Below are 23,347 nucleotides of genomic sequence, written 5' to 3' on the forward strand. Positions count from 1 at the left end.
TGTATTGTGTCGACCATCTCTTACTCGAATACGAAGGCCATCCGCTTCCCCGTCAGCTTCGCCAGTTGCTGTAAACGCCCGTCCAGCCGCTCGCCGGCGAAATCGCAATAATCATGCGGAACCACAAATTCCAGATCGAGATCGGGATTGTCGGACTTGCGGAATTTCAGGTGATCGACGACACCCGGCATCGATGCGGAGAAAAGATAAACCACTCGCAGCAGGCCGCCCAGCAACTTGCCAAGTTCCTGAAGACGTTCGCCGGCCATCACGGCCAGCGGTTCCGTCACGCCATTGTCGTTGAGGCCTTCAAAGCGGTAATAATTGGCGAGCGCTATGTAGGCGCGGCCAGGATGGGTGATCGCCACGAATGATGAATGGGCGATGATATTGAGCGCCTGCAATCCGCGATAGTCCGGATGCGCGCGCCAGCTGATATCGGCGAGCAGGCAGGCTGCCTGACGGTAGCGGCTTTCTTCTTCTGTCTCCTCGACCCCGAAGACCGGGAAGGTTCGTCCGCTCCAGTCCGCCAGTTCGCGCGCATGTTCGGGCGAACGGGCGCGCAGAATGGCAAGCTCATCGGCAGCGACCAGAAGCGGGTCCGCATTTTGATCGGTTTCGGAGAGCAGCGAATAAAGATAGCCCTCGCGCACGCCCTGTGCAGAAAAAGCGATTTTCGCCGGTTTCATCGCCCTTAGGACTTCGCGCATGGCGATGGCGCCGAATGGCAGAAGCGAGCGACGGTTCTTGGACACCGCCTGCCATGCGGGATCCTTGCTGTCGCGGGAGACGATGACCTCCTCGAGGAAATTCAGCATCTCTTCCAGCGGCAACTCGTAACCCTGCATCATATGCAGCGGGTAACCGGAAATTTCCATGTGCAGCTTGGCCATGTTCCGCCAGGTGCCGCCGACGGCGTAAAAGGTGCGCCCCTCGCCTGCTGCCAGAAGCTTGGTGAAATTCTTCACATGCTTGCGGGCAATCGCAGCCGCTTTTTCGAGCGACCCGTCAGACTGTTCCGACAGCCGCAGGCCACCGAGCGGCAGGGTGATGCCCTCGCCGCAGCTCTTGCCCTTGATGTCGATGAGTTCCAGCGAGCCACCGCCGAGGTCGCCGGCGATGCCATCGGGATCATGAAAACCGCTGATTACGCCGTAGGCCGAATAAAGCGCTTCCTTCTCACCCGACAGGACCTCGATCTCGCAACCGAGGATGGCTTCAGCCTCACGGATGAAATCAGGACCATTCTCCGCCTCACGCGCGGCGGCAGTCGCCAGCACATAAAGCTGCTGCGCCTGAGCCTGCTCGGAAAGCGCATGGAAGCGTTTCAACGCCTTCAGCGCGCGCTCGACGCCTTCCTCATGCATGCGCCCCGTCAGCGCCAGCCCCTTGCCGAGGCCGCATAGGACCTTTTCGTTGAACAGCACCGCTGGCGCGCGGGACAGACCTTCATATACGACGAGACGAACGGAGTTCGAACCAATATCTATGACGGAAACGGGGGCAAGGCCGGTCAGCCGCCCCTGTGCTTCTGATCGAGTCATTCAGCCTGTTTCTTGCGGGACGAAATCAACCCGGCAATCAATTTGGGCGCACTGGATTTCAGGGCTTCACCACGTCCGGAAAGGCTGGGATTGGTCATGAAATAGTGCTGCGCGTTGAACGGTTCTTCGCCTTTACGCACCTCGATGCGCCTCGACGTTCCGTCCGCAAGTATCTCGTAGCTTTGCTGGTTGTCAATGAGATTGCCCAGCATAATCTGTGAAAGAACCTGCTCATGCACCGTGGGATTGGTCAGCGGAACCAGCGTTTCCACGCGCCGATCCAGGTTGCGCGGCATCATGTCGGCCGAGCCGATATAGACCAGCGCCTTGTCAGACGGCAGGCCGAAACCGTTGCCGAAGCAGAAGATGCGGCTGTGCTCCAGGAAGCGGCCGACAATGGATTTGACGCGGATATTATCCGACAGTCCCGGCACCTGCGGGCGCAGGCAGCAGATGCCGCGCACAACGAGATCGATCTCAACGCCGGCAGCGCTTGCAAGGTAAAGCGCGTCGATGATTTCGGGGTCGACCAGCGAATTCATCTTCATCCAGATCGCCGCCGGCGCGCCATTCTTGGCATGCGCGATCTCTTCATGGATATGCTTGAGGATGCGGGGGCGCAGGGTGTAGGGCGAAACCGCCAGCTTCATTCCCTCTTCCGGCTCACCATAGCCGGTGATGAAATTGAAGATATTCGCCATGTCGTGGGCGATCTTCGGATTGCAGGTGAAGAAGGAAAGGTCGGTGTAAATCTTGGCCGTGATCGGGTGGTAGTTGCCCGTGCCGAGGTGGCAATAGGTTCTGAGCTTGCCGTCTTCGCGACGCACCACCATCGACATCTTGGCGTGTGTCTTGAGTTCGATGAAGCCGAACACGACCTGCACACCGGCACGCTCCAGATCGCGCGCCCAACGGATATTTGCTTCCTCGTCGAAACGCGCCTTGAGTTCGACCAGCGCCGTCACCGACTTGCCAGCTTCCGCCGCATCAATCAGCGCACGAACGATCGGGCTGTCATTGGAGGTGCGGTAAAGCGTCTGCTTGATGGCGAGCACTTCGGGGTCGCGCGCCGCCTGCAGGAGGAACTGCACCACCACGTCGAAGCTTTCATACGGATGGTGAACCACCATGTCCTTTTCGCGGATGGCGGCAAGGCAATCGCCCGCATGTTCGCGCACGCGCTCAGGAAAACGGGCATTGTAGGGCTCAAATTTCAGGTCGTCGCGGGGAGCGCGCACGATTTCCGAGATGGTGTTGAGCGCCAGAAGCCCAGGCAGAACCGCGACGCGATTGTCCGGCACGCCAAGCTCATGCACCACGAACTGGCGCAGCGACTGCGGCATCTCGCTATCGGTTTCGATGCGAATCACCGAGCCGCGGCGACGCCGCTTCAGCGCGCTTTCGAAAAAGCGGACCAGATCTTCGGCCTCTTCCTCCACTTCGATATCGCTGTCTCTGATGATGCGGAAGGTGCCGAAGCCACGAACGGTATAACCCGGATAAAGCCGATGGATGAACAGGCCGACCACATCTTCAAGCGTGATGTAGCGGATGGCGTTCTTGTCGTCCGGCAGCCGCACGAAGCGATCCAGCGCAGGCGGCAGGCGCAGAAGCGCCGTCATAGGCTCGCGGCCGTTTACGCTATCGAGCTGCAGCCCCATAGAGAAGCCGAGATTGGGGATAAAGGGGAACGGATGCGCGGGGTCGATGGACAGCGGCGTCAGGACCGGAAAGATCCGGTCTTCGAACTCCGTTTCCAGCCACGTGCGGTCGGCATCCGACAAAGCGGCAGGCCGCACGATGAAGATTTCTTCCTTGGCGAGATATTGCTGCAGAACGGCAAGCGATGCCTGCTGCTCCATCTGCAGATTGTCGATTTCCTTCAGGATGTCTTCCAGCTGCTCGGCAGGGGTCTTGCCGTCCGGCGTCTTGACGGTGATTTTCTGGCGCACCTGGCCTTCAAGACCGGCGACGCGGACCATGAAGAACTCATCGAGATTGGCCGCAGAGATGGACAGGAAACGCAGCCGCTCCAGAAGAGGATGATCGGTGTTCAGCGTTTCTTCGAGGACGCGGCGGTTGAACTGGAGCCAGGAAAACTCGCGGTTGATGAAACGCGCCGGGCTGTCCCAGAGGCTTTCGCCTTCAGTCGGCTGAACCCTGTTGAAGTCTTCCTGCGCGATAGCGTCCATTCCGTGTTCCGTCCCCTGACCAATTTCCGTCCCGTGATCCTGCTGCATCGCGCGATCGTCCTTCTTGCCCGTATAACAGTTTGACGACGGAACTGTGACAGTCAATCGACGTCGAACTCGCCGGGGGCCGCATTGTCCATCGCGTTGAGAACTTCCGCCACCAGCGGCCGGGTAATTCTCGTTGCGCGCGCCAGGGCGAGCCGGTCTATTCTGTCAACGATCGTCTGCGCCGTGTCGAGCGAACGCTCCATTCTGTTGACGATGTAGCCTATGAGTTTGTCATCCATGTAAAGCTGCCGGTCGGCGAAGAGTTTTACCAGCACCTGCGCCAGAAGCCCCTCGTCCGGCTCTCCGGTCTCCACAATCGTGACGGCCTTCAGGCGCGAGCGAAGGTCCGGCAGCGTCACCGGCCACGCGGAGGGCCATTGCCGGCTGGTCATCAGAAGCGTCGTTCCGTTCTGGCGCACGCTGTTGATGACATGAAACAGTTCGGTGTCGTCAAAACCGCGCCGGTCGGCATCCTCGAATAGAACCGGCCCGGTTTCGGCCGTACGCGCCGCATCGCCTCCGGCTGTCGGATGGATGTCGCGGGCCTCGCTGATGTTTTTCCAGATATTGGCGAGATGCGATTTTCCCGAGCCCGGGGGCCCGGCCAGCACCACCACCGGTGACGGCCAGTTGGGCCATTCATCGACAAGGCTGACGGCAGCCTCCAGCGAAGCCGAGACCAGGAGATCATCCCGGCCGGAAGCGGATTGGTGCGAGAATGCGAGCGGCAGCTGCTCGGCCTTCGACCGGGCGTTGTCGGTTTTGATCGGGTCAGTCATCGTCAGCTCTGAGAGTCAGCTTTGCCGGAGGGTTTCTCCGCCTCTTCCAGCGCCGGATTTGCGTCCCATGGAAGATTGGCGGCGTGCCCGTGGTAAAGGTCGCTCTCAAGATACCGCGACAGAGCGAAGCGAACAAGCACACCAACTGCTGCCGCGGCCGGCACGGCGACCAGAAGCCCGACAAAACCGAAGAGCGCACCAAAGGCGAAGAGGGCAAACATGAGCCAGACCGGATGCAGGCCCACGCTGCTGCCGACCAGCTTCGGCTGAAGGATGTTGCCCTCGATGAACTGGCCGGAAAAGAACACGGCGAGTGTCAGGATGACGTAGATATAATCCGGCCAGAACTGCACCAGCGCGACGCCAACGGCCAGAATGAGGCCGACCATGGAGCCGATATAGGGAATGAAGCTGATGAGGCCGGAGAAAAGGCCGATCAGCAGGCCAAAATTCAGGCCCACCAGCGACAGGCCAACCGCGTAATAGACGCCAAGGATCAGGCAGAGCGACCCCTGCCCCCGCACGAAGCCGGCAATGGTCTTGTCCATGTCGCGGGCGATCTGGCGTACGGTGTGCACATAATCACGCGGGATCCAGCTGTCGACCTTGTCGATCATGCGGTCCCAGTCGAGCAGCAGATAAAAGGCGACAACGGGTGTCACGACCAGCAGGGACACCACATCGACAAGCGATTTGCCGGAATTCCAGATCTGGGTCAGAAGCGTGCCGATGAAGCCCGCGCCTTCGGTCAGCAGCTTTGAGAAATTCTCCTTTACCGCGTCGATCTGGCTGCTCACCCAATCCGGCAGAAGATTGGTGTCGGCACCGGCGATCAGTTGCTGGAGCGAAGAAATATATTGCGGAATGCGCGTGATGAATTCCGACGCCTGGGCGGCAATCAGCGGAATGATGATGATGAGCGACAGGGCAAACAAAAGCACGAAGGAGACGAGGATAACAACGGTCGCCATCAATCTGCTGAGGCCGCGCCGCTCCAGCCAGTCGGCAACCGGATCAAGAAAATAAGCAAGCGCCATGCCCGCCACAAAAGGCAGAAGGATGGAGCTGAAGACCATGAGAAAAAGGATAAAGACGACAAGCACGCCGATCCAGAAAAACACCTGTCGGCGAAGATTGGTACCGCTCACATGGGGTTGCATTCATTCATCCTTCTGTCGCCGCATCGTCATCCAGCATCATGGAGATAGGATGGGCGTGGGCATATGGTCAAGACTGCGGCGGCAAAGGTGTGGACCGCGCCGCAGGGGCTGTCGATGCCGCATGTCTGGTCCCGTCTTTGCCTCACCGCGACAAATGCTGTTGAACGCCGGGGTATTCGAACGCTAAAGCCGTTAAAATCAGGAGCTTTTGGCACTCAAACCCTTGCATCAGGCCCCGTCCCGTGCGAATGGCGACGCCAAAGGAACCAGCGGAGACGAGAGCCATGAGCCAGTCGGGCAAGAACGGTCTTACCTATAGTGATGCGGGTGTGGATATCGACGCCGGCAACCTGATGGTCGAAAAGATCAAACCGGCGGTGCGCTCCACGCGACGTCCCGGTGCAGACGGCGAAATCGGCGGCTTCGGCGGCCTGTTCGACCTGAAAGCCGCAGGCTTCACCGACCCGGTTCTGGTGGCCGCGAATGACGGCGTGGGCACCAAGCTGAAGATCGCCATCGACGCCAACTATCACGATACCGTCGGCATCGATCTCGTCGCCATGTGCGTCAACGATCTCGTGGTGCAGGGTGCCGAGCCGCTGTTCTTCCTCGATTATTTCGCGACCGGCAAGCTCGACCCCGATCAGGGCGCCGCCATCGTTTCCGGGATTGCCGCGGGCTGCCGCGAATCCGGTTGTGCGCTGATCGGCGGTGAAACCGCTGAGATGCCGGGCATGTATTCGGATGGCGATTACGATCTTGCCGGGTTTGCCGTGGGTGCGGCCGAACGTGGTCAGCTGCTGCCAGCCGGCGATATTTCCGAGGGCGATGTCATTCTCGGCCTCTCCTCTTCCGGCGTCCACTCCAACGGCTTCTCGCTGGTGCGCAAGATCGTATCGATCTCCGGGCTCGACTGGGACGCCCCCGCCCCCTTCGCCGATGGCAAGAAGCTGGGCGAAGCCCTGCTCACACCGACCCGCATCTATGTAAAGCCGCTTTTGAAGGCGATCCGCGAGACCGGCGCGCTGAAGGCGCTGGCGCATATTACCGGCGGCGGTTTCCCGGAGAATATTCCGCGCGTTCTGCCGAAGCATCTCGCTGCCGAGATCGATCTTGGCGCAATCAAGGTTCCGGCCGTCTTCTCCTGGCTTGCGAAAACCGGCGGTGTCGAAGCCAATGAAATGCTGCGCACCTTCAACTGCGGCGTCGGCATGATCGTCGTGGTTTCTGCTGAAAATGCGGAAAAGGTTACAAACGCGCTCACCGCCGAAGGCGAGACCGTCTTCCCGCTCGGCCGCATGGTCGCCCGCGAAGAAGGCGCGCATGGCACGATCTACAAGGGCACTCTTGGCCTATGATGAGCGCCGCCTTGTCGTCCGGCCGTAAACGTGTCGTCGTTTTCATTTCCGGCAGCGGCTCCAACATGGTGTCGCTGGCCAAGGCCTGTCAGGCGAAGGATTTTCCGGCTGAAATCGCCTGCGTGATCTCGGACAAGGCGTCTGCGGGCGGCCTTGAGAAGGCGCGGGATCTGGGTATCCCGACGCTGGTCTTCGAACGCAAAACCTATGGCAGCAAGGCCGAACATGAAGGCGCGATTCTGGCCGCTCTTGGTGAGATTGCGCCTGATATCATCTGTCTCGCGGGTTACATGCGGCTGATCTCAGGGGATTTCATTGCCCCCTATGAGGGCCGCATCATCAATATCCACCCTTCCCTGCTGCCGCTTTTTCCCGGCCTCCACACCCATCAGCGCGCCATCGACAGCGGCATGAAGATTTCCGGCTGCACGGTGCATTTCGTCACCGAAGGCATGGATGAAGGCCCAACCATCGCGCAAGGCGCGGTGCCGGTGCTTTCCGATGACACGGCCGAAACGCTCGCCGCCCGCATCCTGACCGTGGAGCACCAGCTTTATCCGCTGACTTTGAAGTTGCTTGCCGAGGGCAAGGTGCGGATGGATGGCGCCAAGACTATTTATTCGGGTAACGGCATCAAAGCCGCAAATAACCGCCTGATATCCTTTTCGTAATTTCGGTTTTTCTAAATATAAAACTTCGAATTTTTTCAGTATAAACTGATCATTTACCATAATCATCTTTAATGGCGTCAACGGCCTCCATTTCAGGCCCTCCGGTCATTCAGGAGCGATTATGCCATTTTCAAGATTTTCACTGCCGCTCTCGGTCGCTTTGGCCGTCAGCATAGTTGCTCCAGCACTGGCGGAACCGGGCAATGTTACTGCGTCACTGGATGCAGGCGTTCTCAACATCAAGGCAACGGAAACCTTTTACAACGGCAGTCATAAAAACAGTCAACTCGATTGGAAAACAACGAATGCCATGGCCCTGCGCGGATCGCTCGGTCTGGAGCTTGCGCCCGATTGGCGGGTCAAGACCGAAGGGCGCATCGGCTTTTCCGGTGACGGCTACATGACCGACTATGACTGGCTTTATCCCTATTACAGAGACACATCCAAGGAAGGGTGGAGCGACCGTTCGCAGCATGGTGACACGCGGCTTGATCATTACCTGACCGGCAGTATCGAACTCAACCGCACTCTCCTGGAAGACCCGCTGCAACATCTCAGCGCGGGCATAGGTTTTCGTTACACTGACGTACAATGGTCGTCCTACGGCGGTAGTTACATTTATAGCTGGCGCGGCTTTCGAAATTACGTCGGGGATTTTGGCAACGGTGAAAAGGCGATTACCTACCGGCAGCAAATCCCGGTATTTTACGGCAACCTGACCGGCGGACGCAAATTTGGCAACTGGTCGCTAAACGCCGGAGTGGAAGGCGGCGCGATGGTGTATGCCAAGGCAACCGACGACCATTGGATGCGGTCCATCCGCTTCGCCGATAAATTCGATATTGGCGGCATGTTCGGAGCAAAGGCAGGTATCGCCTATGACCTGACAGAAAATGCCTCCATCTATCTGGACGGCGCTTACGAATATACGAGCTTCGGTCGGGGTGACAAAACCGCGACATCCTTCGGAGGCGGCAGCAGTACGGTTTACGACAATGCGGGCGGCGGCGACATGCAGTCGCTTTTTGTCAGCGCTGGCGTGAAGGGACGGTTCTGACAAGAGAGAGAGAGAGAGCTGCATGAAGTCAGTATGAGTTTCTTCCTGCTTGGCCAACGTCTTGACCAAGTTTACTTCCGCACCCCGCTTGCGATCACGCATAACGCGCCTCTCGCAACTCTTGACAAGACGCTCGCGGCGGCAGCGAAGCTGGAGAACATGGTCTTCGTCTAAAGCTTGCTCAAAGCCGGACGGTTCAACATCGCCCATTGCAGCAGAATGATCGTCTTGGAATCCGTGATCTCCCCTGAAGCGATCATTCCGAAGGCTTCGTCGAGACCGTAGGTCAGAACCTCGATATCCTCGCCTTCATCCTCCAGCCCGCCGCCGCTGCCGGCTTGCATGTCGAGATCGATGCGGGCGACGAAGAGGCTGACCTTTTCCGTCAGCGTGCCGGGGCTGGCATACATGTCGAAGAGGTATTCAACCTTTTCGACGGCGTAACCGGATTCTTCCATTGCCTCGCGGCGGATTGCATCGGCGGCATCGTCGCCATCGAGAAGCCCTGCCGGAACTTCGATCATGAAGTTCGGGTCGCCGTTGACGAAGGCGGCGGGGCGAAACTGGCGCACCATGACCACGCTGTCGCGTTTCTGGTCATAAAGGAGAATGGCGGCGGCGATGCCGTGATCATGGACCTCCCTCATGATACGGATTGTCTTGCCGTCAGGCATGCGCTGGTCGAAAACGAGCTTCTGCAGATGCACGAAGCCTTTCCAGACGGTTTCCTTTTCCACCAGCCGGATTCGGTCAGTCTCGGCAGCGGGCGACTTTAAAAGCGACACGTTCATGGGAGTCTCCGAAAGATGATGAAATCTCAGGCTGTCAGGGAGGCACGGTTCAACGCCGCCCATTGCAGCAGCATGATCGTCTTGCCGTCGCAGATTTCGCCTGTCTCGACCATCTTCATGGCGTCGTCCAGCGGAATTTCCACGACCTCGATATCCTCGTCCTCATGGGCCGCACCGCCACCCTCTTCGACACGATCCGAGGATTCGACAATCGCGGCGAAGAAATGAATGATCTCGGTCACGGAGCCGGGAGACATGAACGACTTGAACAGGAACCGCACGTCCCTCACGACATAGCCCGTTTCCTCTGTCACCTCGCGGCGGATGGCCTCGGCCGGGTTATCGCCGTCCAGCAGGCCAGCCGGCGCCTCAAGGAGCCAGCCGTCATGACCGTTCACATGGGCCGGCATCCGAAACTGCCGCACCAGGACAACCGTCTGGCGTCTAGGATCAAAAAGCAGAATCGTCGCACCGTTGCCACGGTCATAGGCTTCGCGCCTGATGACTTTCGTTTCACCACGCGAATTGGTGTAATTATAGGTGATGTTGCGCAGGTGATACCAGTTCTTTGAAAGCGTTTCGTCTTTCAGAATTTCAATTTTAACCTTATCGAACTTCGTCATTCAAAATCTTCCGTCAGCTCTTGCGCAGCCACACCTTGTTGTCGTGAAAAGCCGCGCCGCCATAGGGGGCGACGGCGTCGGCACCGGTCAGCACATTGATGCCCTCGCCGTCCAGATGCGCCCTGTTCGGCCACAGCCCTTCGGCGATCAGCACACCCGGTCTTGCACCCTCCACGATTTTCGCATGAAGCCGGACCTCTCCGCGCCCGTTGCCGATGCTGACAATATCGCCATCAGAAATGCAGTTGATGGCCGCATCTTCAGGACAAATCATCAATTCCGGTCGGCCTTCCTTCTGCACGGAGGTTTTGGTTTCCGCGAAGGTGGAATTCAGGAAATTGCGCGCCGGCGATGTCGCCAGCCGGAAGGGATGGTCCGCATCCGCAACCTCGATGACGTCGACCTGATCCGGAAATTTCGGAAACGCCGACACCGGCCCCATCACGCCGATGTTCTTCGGTGGCTTGTTGGGAGAAGGCCCGGTTGCCCAATCCGGACTGAAACGGAATTTGCCATCGCTGTAACCGAAACCCTCGAGATAATGCGCCACCTCGAAGGGCGGCTGCGCATCGATCCATTTCTCTTCGGCCAGCGTGTCGAAGTCGCCCCAGCCGCTGGCTTTAAGCATTCGGTCGACATGCTCGCGGGCGGAGAGGCCGAAACCGGGCATATGATCGACACCAAGACGCTTGGCCAGCTCCTCGATGACGAAGAGATTTGTTCGCACCGTTTCTGGCGGCTCCACCAGCTTGGGCCCCAGCAGAATGTGGTTCTGGCCGCCGGCGCGGTAGAGGTCGTCATGTTCGAGGAACATGGTGGCCGGCATCACGATATCGGCAAGCTCGGCCGTTTCCGTCATGAACTGCTCATGCACCGCGACGAAAAGATCATCGCGCAGGAAACCCTGCTTCACCAGCCGCTGTTCGGGCGCGACATTGACGGGATTGGTATTCTGGATGAGAAGCGCCGTTACCGGGCCGCCGTGGCGCAGCGCATCGGCGTCCCCCGTCAGCACGCGGCCGATCTGCGACTGGTCGAGCTGGCGCACCTCAGGGTCGGCATAGGCTGTTCCCATCAGCTCCGCCTTGTTGAGCCGGAAGATATCACCATTGTTGTGGAATGCGCCGCCGCCCTCATATTGCCAGGAGCCCAGGACAGTGGCGATCGAAAGCGCCGCGTGCATGGCGACCGCCCCGTTGCGTTGACGTGCGAAACCATATCCAAGCCGGAAGAAGGTCTTCTTCGTCGTGCCGACAAGCCGCGCGAAAGCCTCGATCTCATCAACGGAAAGACCGGTGATCTCGGATGCCCATTGCGGCGTCTTCGACTTCAGATGTGCTTCAAGCCCCGCCGGGTCGTCGGCGAAGCGCGCCATGTAATCGCGGTCGGCATAACCGTCGCGGAAGGCGATGTGCATGACGGCGCAGGCCAGTGCGGCATCCGTGCCGGGGCGGACGACGAGGCGCATATCCGCCTGTTTCATGGTTGGATTGTCGTAGATATCGATTACGACGATCTTCGCGCCGCGTTCCTTGCGGGCCTTGACCGCATGGGTCATGACATTGACCTGGGTCGCTACGGCATTGGTGCCCCAGATAACGACGACATCGGCCTTGGCGATCTCGCGCGGATCGGGGCCGCGCAGGGCGCCGGTGCCCATCACATAACCGGTCCAGGCCATGTTGGTGCAGATCGAGCCGAAAAACCCGGAATATTTCTTGGCGTGGCGCAGGCGCTCGATGGAATCGCGCTGCACCTGCCCCATCGTGCCGGCGTAAAAATAGGGCCAGATGGCCTCCGCACCGTGCCGGGCTTCTGCCTTGACGAAAGCGTCGGCCACCTCGTCCAGCGCCGCTTCCCAGGAAATTTCCTGCCAGTCGCCGGCGCCCTTTGCGCCCTTGCGGCGCTTCGGCGTTAGCAAACGGCCGGGATGGTAGATGCGCTCAGAATACCGCGCCACCTTGGCGCAGATGACGCCGGCGGTGTAGGTGTTGGCATTGGCGCCACGTACACGGCCGATGCGGCCATCGGCATTGATATCGACCTCCAGCGCGCAGGCGCTCGGACAGTCATGCGGGCAGACCGTGTGTCCGATGCGGACTTCGGTCTTGAGGGCGGCTTTTTCAGCGGAAATCGGGGTCGCAACGTTCATGTCTTTTGTATATTGCATCAAGGATGCGGCAAAAAGGCCGAAGTGACGTCCATCAAGAATATTCATCCTGGCCATTCGCCCGGGGAAACGGCAAGCGAGACATATCCATGAACTACCGCCACATCTATCACGCCGGCAATTTCGCGGATGTCCTCAAACATGCCGTTCTCGCTCGCCTCGTGCGTTATCTCCAGAACAAGGACAAAGCGTTTCGGGTGCTGGATACCCATGCTGGCATTGGCCTCTATGACCTCACCTCAGAAGAGGCGCAGAAGACGGGCGAATGGCAGACCGGCATCGGCAAGCTGATGGAGGGTGATCTGCCCGCGCCCATCGCCGAATTGCTGGAGCCATATCTTGCCGCGGTGAAGGAACTCAATCCCGAAGGCGGCGTAAAATTCTATCCCGGCTCGCCGAAACTCGCACGCATGCTGTTTCGCCCGCAGGACCGGCTTTCGGCCATGGAACTGCACCCGGATGACAGCCGCGCCCTGGCACGGCTGTTCGAGGGCGATTATCAGGTGCGCGTCACCGAACTGGATGGCTGGCTGTCGCTCGGCGCGCATCTGCCGCCCAAGGAAAAGCGCGGCCTCGTTCTCGTTGATCCGCCGTTTGAGTTGGAGAACGAATATCAGCGGCTGGCAGATGGTTTGAACAGGGCCTATCGCCGCTTTTCCACCGGCACCTATTGCCTGTGGTATCCGCTGAAGAAAGGCGCGCCGATCAAGGATTTCCACGAGCGGCTGCAATCCTTCGAGATTCCGAAGATGCTGTGCGCGGAACTCTCCGTCAGAAGCGACAGGCTGGACGGCCTGAGCGGCTCCGGCCTCATCATCGTCAACCCGCCCTATACGCTGAAGGAAGAGCTGCATGTGCTGCTGCCCTACCTGAAGACGGCGCTGGCGCAGGACAGGTTCGCCTCGCAGCGCGCGTTCTGGCTACGCGGCGAGGAAAAGCCGGCAGAGGATTGAGAATCTATCTCAGCCCTTCCCGCCTCTGCGCCTGCGCAAGCTGTGACCGTTCGAAGAACAGGATCACGAACAGGGCCATGATGAAGGGAATGATGAGGTAGAACAGCCGGAAGACCAGAAGTGCGGCGATGACATCCGCCGGATTCATATCCGGCAGACCGGTGACGAAGACCAGTTCCAGCACCCCCAGGCCGCCCGGCGCGTGCGAGATGAGCGCCGCCGAGAACGACACCAGAAATATGCCGAGAATGACCATATAACCGGGATTTCCTGCCTCCGGCAGGGCGAAATAGATGATGCCCGCCGCGCCGATCAGCTCAATGGGGCCGATGACCAGTTGCTGCGCAACAAGCGTCGGCGCGGGGTATGGCAGCACGAAGGAGCCGATTTTCAGCGGCTTCAGCCGAAGCAGGCTTCCGAGGACATAAAGGCCGACGATGAGAAGCAGCAGCACACCGGTTGTCGTGGAGGCTTCGACGGGAAGAATGCCGGTGAAGCGTTCGGTGATGTCGGGCTCATACAGGAGCACAAGGCCTATCAGCATGATCGTGCCGATGAGGAAGGTGAAGGAGCAGAGGCCGACAAGGACGCCCACTTCCGCGACACTCAGCCCCTTGGACGTATAAGCGCGGTACCGCACCACAGCGCCTGAAAAGACCGACGCGCCGACATTGTGGGACAGCGCGTAGGTGGTGAAGGAGGTGAGCGTAATGAACAACCAGTTCACCTTGCGGCCGAGATGCTGCAGCGCGATCCGGTCGTAACCGGCAAGTGCTGCATAGGCCAGCAGGGTTGCAAGGCCCGAGCAAAACCAATCCCGGATGCGAATGGCTTTCAGGCTGTCCCAGAGATCATCCAGCGACAGGCCACGCAGCTCGTGGAAAAGCAACCAGGCGGAAAAACCGATCGTCGCGAAACCAACAATGGGCCAGATGTATTTTTTGAATTTCATGCGGTCATGCCGCCTATTTCCTCCAGCCTGGCCTTATCCCCTCCTCCGTCTTCAGCGGAAGATTCGCTCGACTCTATTCGTTATGCGGCGAAGCTTTCAACCTTTTTGCCCGTTTGCCTCGTTCACAAATTTATGTAACACCGGAGCGTCGCCCAAGGGCGATGGAAGCTGGTCCATTTTCCGGGGAACATGCACGGAATGAAACGTTACGCGGGTTTCATCGCCCTGGGTCTTCTGTCGCTTGCAGCGCTATGGCTCGCGCAGGAAAAACCCGCCTCAAAGGGACCCGCGACCGACCGGCAAACGACGGCTCATCCGCCGCCCGCAGGTGGTCCGCAACAGAATAGAAACCAGCAAAATCCGGACAGGAAGCCAGCTCCGCAGGGAACGGGTTTTGATTTTTATGTGCTGTCGTTGTCTTGGTCTCCTGCATTCTGCGCCAGTCCAGAAGGAGCGGGCAATCGGCAGCAGTGCGGTGGCGACAGACGTTATGGATTCGTCGTGCACGGGCTCTGGCCGCAGAACGATGACGGCTACCCCGAATTCTGCCGAAGCAGCGAACCGGACCGGGTTCCGGACGCGCTCGGCCGCACCCTGTTCGATATCATGCCGTCCATGGGTCTGATCGGCCATCAATGGCGCAAGCATGGCTCCTGCTCGGGCCTGTCGCAGCGAGATTATTTCTCGGCAACGCGAGCGGCCTTCGACGCCGTCCGGTTACCGCAAAGAATCGCCTCCGGTGCCGAGGCCGCCACGCTCTCCGCCGATGCGATCGAAACCGCCTTCACGGACGCCAATCCCGGCCTGTCGAAGCGCGGCATCTCTATCAGCTGCGGCGGCGGGCGGCTGGAGGAGGTGCGCATCTGCCTCAACAAGGATTTGACATTCCGCGATTGCCCGGAGCTTGACCGCAAGGGATGCCGCGCCAACACCACCGAAATCATCCCCATCCGCTGATGAGCACATATCAACCACAGGACCCGACCATGGAACTGCTTTATTCGCCAGCCTCCCCCTACTCCGCCAAAGTGCGCATGGCCGCCCGCCATCTCGACATCGACATCACTTCGGTCCGCGTCGACACCAATGCCGAGCCGGCCACGCTGATGGACAATAATCCGCTCGGCAAAATCCCGGTTCTGCTGCTGGACAATGGAGGTTCGGTCTATGACAGTGTCGCGATCATGCATTATCTCGACCGTCTTTCCGGCGGCAAGCTTTACCCCAAGAAGAACGAGAAGCGCACCGAAGCCGAGATTTTGGAGGCGCTGTGCGACGGCATCATGGATTGCCTGCTCGCCATCGTCTATGAGCGCCGTTTTCGGCCGGAAGACAAAATCCACCAGCCGTGGATCGACAAGCAGTGGAGCAAGGTCGTCCGTGGGCTGGATCATCTGAACGCCAACCTGCCGAAAACCGGCAAGAAACTGCATGGCGGCCATTTCGCCCTCGCAGCGATGATAGGTTATCTCGACCTGCGTTTTGCCGGCGAGTGGGCCGAGGGACGCGATGCGCTGGCGGCATGGCCGGAAATCTTCGGCAAGCGCTTTGACGCCTATGCGGAAATGAAGGCCGCTGCCTGATCGGAGCGCGCCGGACGCCCGGTTTTTGGCCGGGCGTACCATGCAGATCACCGAGGCAAGTCACAGACACAAAAAAGCCGGGGCATGACCCCGGCTTTTCTTTCATCGATCCGAAATGGATCAGAACTTGACGCCGATACCGGCCTTGACGGAATGATCGTCGTAACCACGCGAGAACGCGCCGGAGTCGAGGCTGTAGTCCTTCTTCTGGTAGTCGCTGTAACGATATTCCAGACGAGCGGTGATGTTGTCGGTCACCATGGCTTCTACACCCGCACCAACGGTATAACCGAGAGCGGTGGCGCTGTCCTTCGAGGTCGCGTCACGCACCTTGTTGTCGGAGACTGCGAGACCAGCCGTGCCGTAGAGCAGGAACGGGTTCATGTCGTAACCGACGCGGGCACGTACCGAGCCGTTGACGCCCTGCTTGCCTTCGACGGCGCGGCCAGCAACCGTACCGGCAGAGCCCTTTTCGTCGCCGAGATTGATGTCTGCTTCACCACCGTAAACGATCTGGCCGTTCTGCATGTTGTAACCGCCGTACAGACCGCCGCCGAAGCCCTTGGCATCGCGACCGTTGTCGCTGGAGCTGAAACGGCCCCAGTCATAGTTGACGGTACCACCGAGGTAGGCGCCGGACCAGTCCTTGACCGGTGCAGGCTGGTCGTAGGAAACCGGTGCCTGCGGCACTTCATTTACGGCGTCAGCGGCGTGAGCAGCCGAAAAGCCGGCGGCTGCAATGGTCGAGGCCATAAGGGTTGCTACGAAAATGCGCATGTTATTCTCCTTTCAGGGCCGCTCTGCACTCAAAACATTGTTTTCAGACGCGGCATAATTCGTCGGGTTAATCGCCCCTCTGGAGACAGAATTTGATGGGAGAATGCGGAGATCAAAGAGCCAAAATGTGAATTGTTTGGGGCAGAGACGTGACTAGAATTAGACGTTGCCTAAATGTCACAAGGGTTTTATTAACCCTAACAGAAGCCTAATCAACAATATATCGCCTTTAAACTTGGTTATATTCAAATTAAACCAAAATTAGATTTCAAATAGAAAATCACCCAATTCTTTTGAGGCTGCGCAACAGCTTGCGATTTGGCTCTATATCCCGCACATAGGGGTTATATGAGCAAATGCAGGTTGGCCGTGAGAGAGAATATACAAAAGACAGTCTTGATAACAGGAGCCGCCCGCCGGCTCGGCCGTGCAATCGCAAGCGATCTTGCCGCACATGGCTTCGCGATTGCAGTGCATGCCAACCGGTCCATGGCACAAGCGGAGGAATTCGCTAACGAAATAAGGCAGAAAGGTGGCAGGGCCGCAGCCGTTCAGGCAGACCTGACACAATCTGCGTCAACAATGGCGCTTGTCGAAAAAGCCGCTTCAGCGCTCGGGCCGATTGGAGTCGTCGTCAACAATGCCTCGGTTTTTCTGAAGGATTCGGCGGAAACACCCGAACCCGAAATTTTCGATGCACATTTTGCGGTGCATGTGCGGGCCCCTTCCCTCATCGCCGCCGCCTTTGTCGAACAGCTGCCCTCTGACAAATCCGGGCTGATCGTCAATATCATCGACCAGCGCGTGCTTGCGCTCAACCCGCGATTCTATTCCTATACGCTTTCGAAATCGGCTCTCTGGACCGCGACGCAGACCATGGCGCAGAGCTTCGCGCCGCGGGTGCGGGTCAACGCCATCGGCCCCGGACCGACCTTCAAAAACGAAAGACAGGCGCCCGAGGACTTTCAGGCGCAGATCGACGGCCTTATATTAAAGCGTGGTCCTGCGCCGGATGAGTTCGGCCGGACGATTCGCTTTCTTTACGACACGCCGTCGGTCACCGGACAAATGATCGCGCTCGACGGCGGCCAGCACCTTGGCTGGGAAACCCCTGACGTGGCGGAGATAAATGAATGAACGGAAAGAAGCTGCCTGATGGCGGTATTCTCTTCGATGACACCGACGACGACGATGACGATGCAGGCCTTCTCGCGACTGACGCGACGGATGCTTCGCGCGACGTCGTGGGCATGGACTGGAATGCGGGCTGGAAGAACGAGTCCGGCCTGAAGGGCATGGACCTCATCGCCGAGTTCGTCAAACATCTGCCGAATTCGCCGGGCGTCTATCGCATGTTCAACGATGCGGGCGACGTTCTTTACGTCGGCAAGGCCCGTTCGCTGAAGAAGCGCGTCGGCAATTATGCGCAGGGCCGCGTGCACTCCAACCGCATCGCCCAGATGGTGCGTCTCACCACGCACATGGAATTCGTCACCACCCGCACGGAAACCGAAGCGCTTCTCTTGGAAGCGAATCTGATCAAGCGCTTGCGGCCGCGCTTTAACGTGCTTTTGCGTGACGACAAATCCTTTCCCTATATCCTCATCACCGCGGATAATCGCGCGCCGGCCATCTTCAAGCATCGCGGCGCGCGCGCGCGCAAGGGCGACTATTTCGGCCCCTTCGCATCGGCCGGTGCTGTCGGCCGCACGATCAATTCGCTGCAGCGCGCCTTCCTGATCCGAACCTGTACGGATAGCGTGTTCGAGACCCGCACGCGCCCCTGTCTTCTCTACCAGATCAAGCGCTGTTCCGGGCCCTGCACGCATGAGATCAGCGACGAGGGCTACGCAGAACTCGTGAAGGAAGCCAAGGATTTCCTGTCCGGCAAGAGTCAGAGCGTCAAGACCGCGATTGCGCGGCAGATGAATGAGGCCTCCGAAGACCTCGATTTCGAGCGCGCCGCCATCTATCGCGACCGCCTGGCTGCCCTTTCGCATGTCCAGAGCCATCAGGGCATCAATCCCGCTGGTATCGAAGAAGCGGATGTCTTCGCCATTCATCACGAAGGCGGTATCTCCTGCATTCAGGTGTTCTTTTTCCGCACCGGCCAGAACTGGGGCAACCGCGCCTATTTTCCGAAGGCCGATCCCTCCCTGCCCGGCTCGGAAATCCTCAACGCGTTTCTGGCGCAGTTCTACGATGACAAACCGGTGCCGAAGCAGATCCTGCTGTCGGAGGCGGTCGAAGAACAGGAACTCCTGGCGGCTGCCCTCGGCGAAAAGGCCGGGCACAAGGTGACGATCAATGTGCCCCAGCGCGGCGAGAAAAAGGACATTACCGACCATGTTCTGGCCAATGCCCGCGAGGCGCATGGCCGCAAGCTGGCGGAAACCTCGTCTCAGGCGCGGCTGCTGAAAGGCATGGCGGAGACGTTCAACCTTCCCTATGTGCCGCGCCGCATCGAGATTTACGATAACTCCCACATTATGGGCACCAATGCCGTGGGCGGCATGGTGGTGGCGGGGCCGGAAGGTTTCGTGAAGAACCAGTACCGCAAGTTCAACATCAAATCGACCGACATCACGCCGGGCGACGACTTCGGCATGATGCGCGAGGTGATGACCCGTCGCTTCTCTCGCCTGCTGAAAGAAGAAGGCAAGCCTGATCGCGAACGCGTACCGACGCCAGAGGAAGCAGCCGACATGCCCTTCCCGGCCTGGCCGGACGTGATCCTCATCGACGGTGGTCAAGGCCAGATGACCGCGGTGCGCGCCATTCTCGACGAACTCGGCATTCGTGACTGCGTGACTGCAATCGGCGTCGCAAAGGGCGTGGACCGAGAGGCGGGCCGAGAGCGGTTCTTTGCGGATGGGCGCGCCGATTTCTCGCTGCCACCGCGTGACCCCGTGCTTTATTTCATCCAGCGTATGCGTGACGAGGCGCATCGCTTCGCCATCGGCTCGCACCGGGCGCGGCGCAAGAAGGAAATGGTGCGCAACCCGCTGGATGAGATTTCGGGAATCGGTCCGGGACGGAAGCGCTCCCTGCTGCAGCATTTTGGCACGGCAAAAGCGGTATCCCGCGCCGGCCTTAACGACCTGATGGCTGTCACCGGCATTTCCGAGACGGTGGCGCGGCAAATCTACAATCACTTCCACGAGAGCGGCAGCGATTGACGCAGAACGGCGGGGCAGACCTGCTAAAAAAACATAAACACGTGTTGACGCTATGCCCTAGCGGCGGCATCAAGGCAGCTGATCTCAGACTGACAGGTTTCCCCATGGCTTCGCGCGCATACAGCATTCCCAACCTCCTGACCTACGGCCGGATTCTCGCCGTTCCGGTCATCGTCCTTTGCTTTTATGTCGAAGGAAAACTGGAGAGCTCGGATTTTGCCCGCTGGACGGCGCTGTGGCTGTTCATCATCGCCTCGCTTACCGATTTTCTCGATGGCTATCTGGCGCGTATCTGGAACCAGACGTCGAATATCGGCCGCATGCTGGACCCGATCGCCGACAAGCTGCTGGTCGCTTCCGTGCTGCTTCTGATGGCGGCGGATGGCACGATTGCCGGCTGGTCGTTGTGGGCTGCGATTACCATTCTTTGCCGTGAAATTCTCGTCTCTGGCCTGCGCGAATATCTGGCGGCGCTGAAGGTCAGCGTCCCCGTCACCCGTATCGCCAAGTGGAAGACGACTATTCAGATGGTCGCCATCGCCTTTCTGCTCGCAGGCCCCGCCGGCGACAAGGTGCTGCCTTATACTACGGAAATGGGCATCACGCTGCTCTGGCTCGCCGCGGCCCTTACCATGTATACCGGCTATGATTACTTCAAGGCCGGCCTGAAACACATCGTGGACGAAGACTAATGACACGGATCGTTTATTTCGCCTGGGTTCGCGAGAAGATTGGCACCGATGAAGAGGAGCTGGACATTCCCTCTTCCGTCACCACCGCTGGAGAGCTGATCGCCTGGCTTGCGTCGCGCGGCGAAAATTATGAGACCGCCTTCGAGTTTCCGAACGTGATCCGCGTTGCGGTCAATCAGGAACATGTCGAGCACGACGAAAGCATCGTCGGCGCGCGCGAGATCGGCATTTTTCCGCCCATGACAGGGGGATGAGGGAATGCAGCCGACAGTCCGCGTCCAGACAGATGATTTCGACGCTGCGGCAGAAACCCGCCTGATAACCGAGCGTGACAGAAGCATCGGCGCGGTCGTCGCCTTCACCGGGCTCTGCCGCGACGATGGCGGCACGCTCGCGGCGCTGGAACTCGAACATTACCCGGGCATGGCGGAAGCGGAAATCACCCGCATCGCAACGCTTGCCATGGAGCGTTTCGATCTTCTCGGCCTCACCGCCATCCATCGCCACGGCAAGATCGCAACGGGTGAAAACATCGTTCTCGTCATTGCCGCCTCATCGCATCGACAGGCCGCCTTCGATGGCGCGAATTTCGTGATGGACTATCTGAAAACATCCGCCCCGTTCTGGAAAAAGGAACATCACAAGGATGGTATGGCGGGCGACTGGGTTGCCGCGAAGGTTGCAGACGATACGGCCAAGGACAGGTGGCGATAACGGCCAGCCTCAGGGCGCTTCGACCCTGCTGCGCATGACGATCAGCCAACCGACCAGCATGGCCAGAACCGCCGCATCCCGCCAGGCGACAGGCCCGTAACCGACCCAGAATGTCTCGGCAAAGCCGACTGCGGCTGCCCCCAGGCCGCAGATGAGCGGGCTCGCATATCCGCCCGCTGCCGAAATCAGCACGACTTTAAGACCGAAGACGAGGCCCGCTCCGAAATCCATGGTGCCGTAATAAAAGGTCGCGAGCACACCGGCTGTGGCCGCAACGAGGCCCGCCGCGCAGTAGGACAGCAGAAAAACCCTGCCGGCATTCACCCCGAGAAGCGATGCGGCAAAGCTATCGTCCGATATCGCCCTCCATCGTCTGCCAAAGGCGGAGCGGTTGAGGTAAAGCGAGCCTGCGAGAATGAGCAGGCAGAAGACCGCCGTATTCAGCATCTGAATCGGTGTCAGGGTGACGGCAAAGCCGCCCTCGCTCCAAAAACGCACGGGCTGCGACAAAAAAGGCGGCAGCCACAACTGTTTTGTATCGGCGGCAAGTCTAGCACTTTCCGTGAGCGCGATCAGCACGCCGACGGAGGCGACAGTTACCGTGTTGGGAGAGGCCTTCGCCAGCGGTCGCATGACCGCCCGGCCAATGAAGCCCGCCGCCCACAAGCCCCCCGAAAGACCTGCCCCCGCCCCCAGCGCCAAGGTTGCCGGCAGAACCAGCCACAACCGGTTCCAGCCGAAGTCGGCAAACAGAGGCAAGTCTGCCCGGCGAAGGCAAAGATAGCGCCGTAGGTGACGTCGGCGCGTTTCGTGACGGAGAAGGCAATGGCGTAACCGAAGGCCAGAACCGCATACAAGGATGCGATCGGCACGGCATTCAGCAATTGTTGCAGGAAATAAGCCAAGCCAGTCCTCCCCAAAGGCGATTATAACTGTTAAAATCTGTTTTGGTAGTTATAATATGGTCATGACATTCAGTTGGACGGAACATCGTTTTGCAGGGGGAGCACTGGCGCTCGATGTCGCCAACACCGTCATCCTGCGTGCCGACCCGGCAAGGAGGCTAGACCGCTTTGCTGAGCCGGAGCAGATCGCTGCCTTTGCCGAAGCGGCAACGCGGCTTGGCGGGGAGCGTGACAGGTTTCCCGCCCTCGTCTCACCAGGGGCGACCGAGCGACCGCTTTTTCTGGAGTTGCGCGAAGCGATCGACGATCATTTCCGGTCGTCTGTCGCCGGCGTGGCCGATGACGGTAAGCTGGCCCGGTTTCTCTCCGCCGGCGCCTTGGCACTGAGAGTATTCCCGACCCAGGAGAGTCTTGCCAACGCTACCGTCCATTCCTCCCTGTCGCTGCTTTCCGGCGATGTCAGGGAGAGGCTCCGCATCTGCGCCAATTGCGGCTGGCTGTTTCTGGACCGCAGCAGGAACAGAAGTCGGATCTGGTGTGACATGGCGGTGTGCGGCAACCGGCAGAAGGCCAGCCGGCATTATCATCGCAGGAAAGAGGCGCAGCCATGAAAATTGCCCTGCCCCTGCTGGCGATCGTCGCCTTGCTATCCCTTACGGGTTGCCAACGCGACGAACCTCGCGAGGTGGCGAAGCTTTCCGGGCGCATGTTCGTCTTCAACTACCGCGTGGCTGTCGCCACCTATCTGGTAACGCTGCAGCGCATCGCCCCCATCCGCGATGGCAGCACGGTTGAAGCGGCTTTCGAGAACCCGCGTGGCGGTCCGGACCTCATCATAAACGATAAGATTTTTCCGACAGACGACAGGATCACCGTTCAGAGCCCGCCGGTCGAATGTGTGAAGCAGGATCGGCCCTACAAGGTCTCCATCCGCATCAAAGCACCGGAAGGTGACATTCTCCAGACGATCCAGACCACCATCCGCTCCGATACGGACCAGTCGGTTCTACCGGCGAAGCCGCTGGTGGTTGGCCCGCTCTATACGCCCAATCCGGAGGTGTTCAAGGCTGACGGTTCGACGGATATGCGACCGGTTCAGGGGTGCCCGGCGTCGTAGAGAGCGGCGTGACCTTCCCGCCTCTCAAAAAAACGGAGCCTTTCGGCCCCGTTTCCTTGAGTCTTTTCAGCAGCTTCACCCA

General features: G+C 59.3%; 23 protein-coding genes and 1 pseudogene. 14 read left to right on the forward strand and 10 right to left on the reverse strand.

All coding sequences use genetic code 11. From position 1 onward, the window contains the following. Positions 1-20 precede the first annotated feature (20 nt). From ppx to AT6N2_RS04825, 4 genes are all read right to left on the reverse strand, one after another. On the reverse strand, positions 21-1,544 hold the full coding sequence (ppx, locus tag AT6N2_RS04810; protein ID WP_209088905.1) for an exopolyphosphatase: 1,524 nt from the start codon (positions 1,542-1,544) through the stop codon (positions 21-23). Further along, positions 1,541-3,736 (reverse strand): RNA degradosome polyphosphate kinase, encoded by a 2,196-nt coding sequence (locus AT6N2_RS04815; protein WP_063951369.1) that lies wholly within the window; start codon positions 3,734-3,736, stop codon positions 1,541-1,543. The genes ppx and AT6N2_RS04815 overlap by 4 nt, the downstream gene beginning before the upstream one ends. A 101-nt stretch (positions 3,737-3,837) precedes the next feature. Next, positions 3,838-4,563, reverse strand: coding sequence for a DnaA regulatory inactivator HdaA (hdaA, locus tag AT6N2_RS04820; RefSeq protein ID WP_209088908.1), 726 nt, complete (start codon positions 4,561-4,563; stop codon positions 3,838-3,840). A 2-nt stretch (positions 4,564-4,565) separates the two neighbouring features. Continuing rightward, positions 4,566-5,723, reverse strand: a complete 1,158-nt coding sequence (locus tag AT6N2_RS04825; RefSeq protein ID WP_063951371.1) for an AI-2E family transporter — start codon at positions 5,721-5,723, stop codon at positions 4,566-4,568. A 284-nt stretch (positions 5,724-6,007) separates the two neighbouring features. Here AT6N2_RS04825 and purM point away from each other — a divergent pair, with 284 nt between their 5' ends. The 4 genes from purM (at position 6,008) to AT6N2_RS24105 (ending at position 8,983) form a co-directional block, all read left to right on the forward strand. Beyond that, the gene (gene purM, locus AT6N2_RS04830; protein WP_063951372.1) at positions 6,008-7,081 is read left to right on the forward strand and encodes a phosphoribosylformylglycinamidine cyclo-ligase; all 1,074 of its coding nucleotides are present in this window, start codon (positions 6,008-6,010) and stop codon (positions 7,079-7,081) included. Further along, positions 7,078-7,752, forward strand: a complete 675-nt coding sequence (gene purN / locus AT6N2_RS04835) for a phosphoribosylglycinamide formyltransferase (protein ID WP_209088911.1) — start codon at positions 7,078-7,080, stop codon at positions 7,750-7,752. The genes purM and purN overlap by 4 nt, the downstream gene beginning before the upstream one ends. A gap of 121 nt (positions 7,753-7,873) precedes the next feature. Then, the gene (locus tag AT6N2_RS04840) at positions 7,874-8,809 is read left to right on the forward strand and encodes an omptin family outer membrane protease (protein WP_144574920.1); all 936 of its coding nucleotides are present in this window, start codon (positions 7,874-7,876) and stop codon (positions 8,807-8,809) included. 33 nt (positions 8,810-8,842) lie between these two features. Then, on the forward strand, positions 8,843-8,983 hold the full coding sequence (locus AT6N2_RS24105; RefSeq protein WP_233282473.1) for a hypothetical protein: 141 nt from the start codon (positions 8,843-8,845) through the stop codon (positions 8,981-8,983). On the opposite strand, the gene AT6N2_RS04850 is transcribed toward AT6N2_RS24105, so the two are convergent. From AT6N2_RS04850 to AT6N2_RS04860, 3 genes are read right to left on the reverse strand one after another with little or no spacing between them, the layout of a single operon-like run. Further along, positions 8,980-9,600: an NUDIX domain-containing protein gene (locus AT6N2_RS04850; RefSeq protein WP_144574921.1), complete on the reverse strand. Its 621-nt coding sequence runs from the start codon at positions 9,598-9,600 to the stop codon at positions 8,980-8,982. The genes AT6N2_RS24105 and AT6N2_RS04850 overlap by 4 nt on opposite strands. 26 nt (positions 9,601-9,626) lie before the next feature. Beyond that, complete coding sequence (locus AT6N2_RS04855; RefSeq protein WP_209088914.1) at positions 9,627-10,223, reverse strand: NUDIX domain-containing protein; 597 nt, start codon at positions 10,221-10,223, stop codon at positions 9,627-9,629. Between the two features lie 13 nt (positions 10,224-10,236). Beyond that, positions 10,237-12,441, reverse strand: a complete 2,205-nt coding sequence (locus AT6N2_RS04860; protein ID WP_209088917.1) for a molybdopterin-containing oxidoreductase family protein — start codon at positions 12,439-12,441, stop codon at positions 10,237-10,239. Between the two features lie 41 nt (positions 12,442-12,482). On the opposite strand from AT6N2_RS04860, the gene AT6N2_RS04865 reads away from it, so the two are divergent. Then, complete coding sequence (locus AT6N2_RS04865) at positions 12,483-13,346, forward strand: 23S rRNA (adenine(2030)-N(6))-methyltransferase RlmJ (protein ID WP_063951378.1); 864 nt, start codon at positions 12,483-12,485, stop codon at positions 13,344-13,346. Positions 13,347-13,350: 4 nt separating this feature from the next. Here AT6N2_RS04865 and AT6N2_RS04870 read toward each other — a convergent pair whose 3' ends face one another. Beyond that, positions 13,351-14,298, reverse strand: a complete 948-nt coding sequence (locus AT6N2_RS04870; RefSeq protein ID WP_063951379.1) for a lysylphosphatidylglycerol synthase domain-containing protein — start codon at positions 14,296-14,298, stop codon at positions 13,351-13,353. Positions 14,299-14,496: 198 nt separating this feature from the next. Between AT6N2_RS04870 and AT6N2_RS04875 the strand changes: the two genes are divergently transcribed. Further along, a complete protein-coding gene (locus AT6N2_RS04875; RefSeq protein WP_209088920.1) occupies positions 14,497-15,255 on the forward strand; it encodes a ribonuclease T2 family protein in 759 nt (252 codons plus the stop codon). A 29-nt stretch (positions 15,256-15,284) separates the two neighbouring features. After that, positions 15,285-15,881, forward strand: a complete 597-nt coding sequence (locus AT6N2_RS04880; protein ID WP_209088921.1) for a glutathione S-transferase — start codon at positions 15,285-15,287, stop codon at positions 15,879-15,881. Positions 15,882-16,001: 120 nt separating this feature from the next. Here the strand turns inward: AT6N2_RS04880 and AT6N2_RS04885 are convergent, their stop codons facing one another. Beyond that, positions 16,002-16,658, reverse strand: a complete 657-nt coding sequence (locus tag AT6N2_RS04885) for an outer membrane protein (protein WP_063951381.1) — start codon at positions 16,656-16,658, stop codon at positions 16,002-16,004. 348 nt (positions 16,659-17,006) lie between these two features. On the opposite strand from AT6N2_RS04885, the gene AT6N2_RS04890 reads away from it, so the two are divergent. The 5 genes from AT6N2_RS04890 (at position 17,007) to AT6N2_RS04910 (ending at position 21,243) form a co-directional block, all read left to right on the forward strand. Then, the gene (locus AT6N2_RS04890) at positions 17,007-17,795 is read left to right on the forward strand and encodes an SDR family oxidoreductase (protein ID WP_209088923.1); all 789 of its coding nucleotides are present in this window, start codon (positions 17,007-17,009) and stop codon (positions 17,793-17,795) included. Beyond that, positions 17,792-19,837 carry an excinuclease ABC subunit UvrC gene (gene uvrC / locus AT6N2_RS04895; protein ID WP_209088926.1) on the forward strand — a complete coding sequence of 682 codons (2,046 nt, stop codon included), beginning with the start codon at positions 17,792-17,794 and terminating at the stop codon, positions 19,835-19,837. Before AT6N2_RS04890 ends, uvrC begins: the two co-directional genes overlap by 4 nt. A 104-nt stretch (positions 19,838-19,941) precedes the next feature. After that, positions 19,942-20,529, forward strand: coding sequence for a CDP-diacylglycerol--glycerol-3-phosphate 3-phosphatidyltransferase (gene pgsA, locus AT6N2_RS04900; RefSeq protein WP_063951399.1), 588 nt, complete (start codon positions 19,942-19,944; stop codon positions 20,527-20,529). After that, positions 20,529-20,783 (forward strand): molybdopterin converting factor subunit 1, encoded by a 255-nt coding sequence (gene moaD / locus AT6N2_RS04905; RefSeq protein ID WP_063951384.1) that lies wholly within the window; start codon positions 20,529-20,531, stop codon positions 20,781-20,783. The genes pgsA and moaD overlap by 1 nt, the downstream gene beginning before the upstream one ends. A 4-nt stretch (positions 20,784-20,787) precedes the next feature. Next, positions 20,788-21,243 carry a molybdenum cofactor biosynthesis protein MoaE gene (locus tag AT6N2_RS04910; RefSeq protein ID WP_063951385.1) on the forward strand — a complete coding sequence of 152 codons (456 nt, stop codon included), beginning with the start codon at positions 20,788-20,790 and terminating at the stop codon, positions 21,241-21,243. 9 nt (positions 21,244-21,252) lie between these two features. Here the strand turns inward: AT6N2_RS04910 and AT6N2_RS04915 are convergent. Next, positions 21,253-22,148: pseudogene (locus tag AT6N2_RS04915) on the reverse strand (branched-chain amino acid ABC transporter permease). Between the two features lie 62 nt (positions 22,149-22,210). On the opposite strand from AT6N2_RS04915, the gene AT6N2_RS04920 reads away from it, so the two are divergent. Both AT6N2_RS04920 and AT6N2_RS04925 read left to right on the forward strand, forming a co-directional pair. Continuing rightward, positions 22,211-22,759 (forward strand): CGNR zinc finger domain-containing protein, encoded by a 549-nt coding sequence (locus AT6N2_RS04920; protein WP_063951128.1) that lies wholly within the window; start codon positions 22,211-22,213, stop codon positions 22,757-22,759. Further along, positions 22,756-23,265, forward strand: coding sequence for a hypothetical protein (locus tag AT6N2_RS04925; RefSeq protein WP_063951089.1), 510 nt, complete (start codon positions 22,756-22,758; stop codon positions 23,263-23,265). Before AT6N2_RS04920 ends, AT6N2_RS04925 begins: the two co-directional genes overlap by 4 nt. The last annotated feature ends 82 nt before the right edge of the window (positions 23,266-23,347 follow it).

Origin of the sequence: Agrobacterium tumefaciens (genome assembly GCF_017726655.1) — a bacterium.
Taxonomy (GTDB): Bacteria; Pseudomonadota; Alphaproteobacteria; order Rhizobiales; family Rhizobiaceae; genus Agrobacterium; species Agrobacterium tumefaciens_B.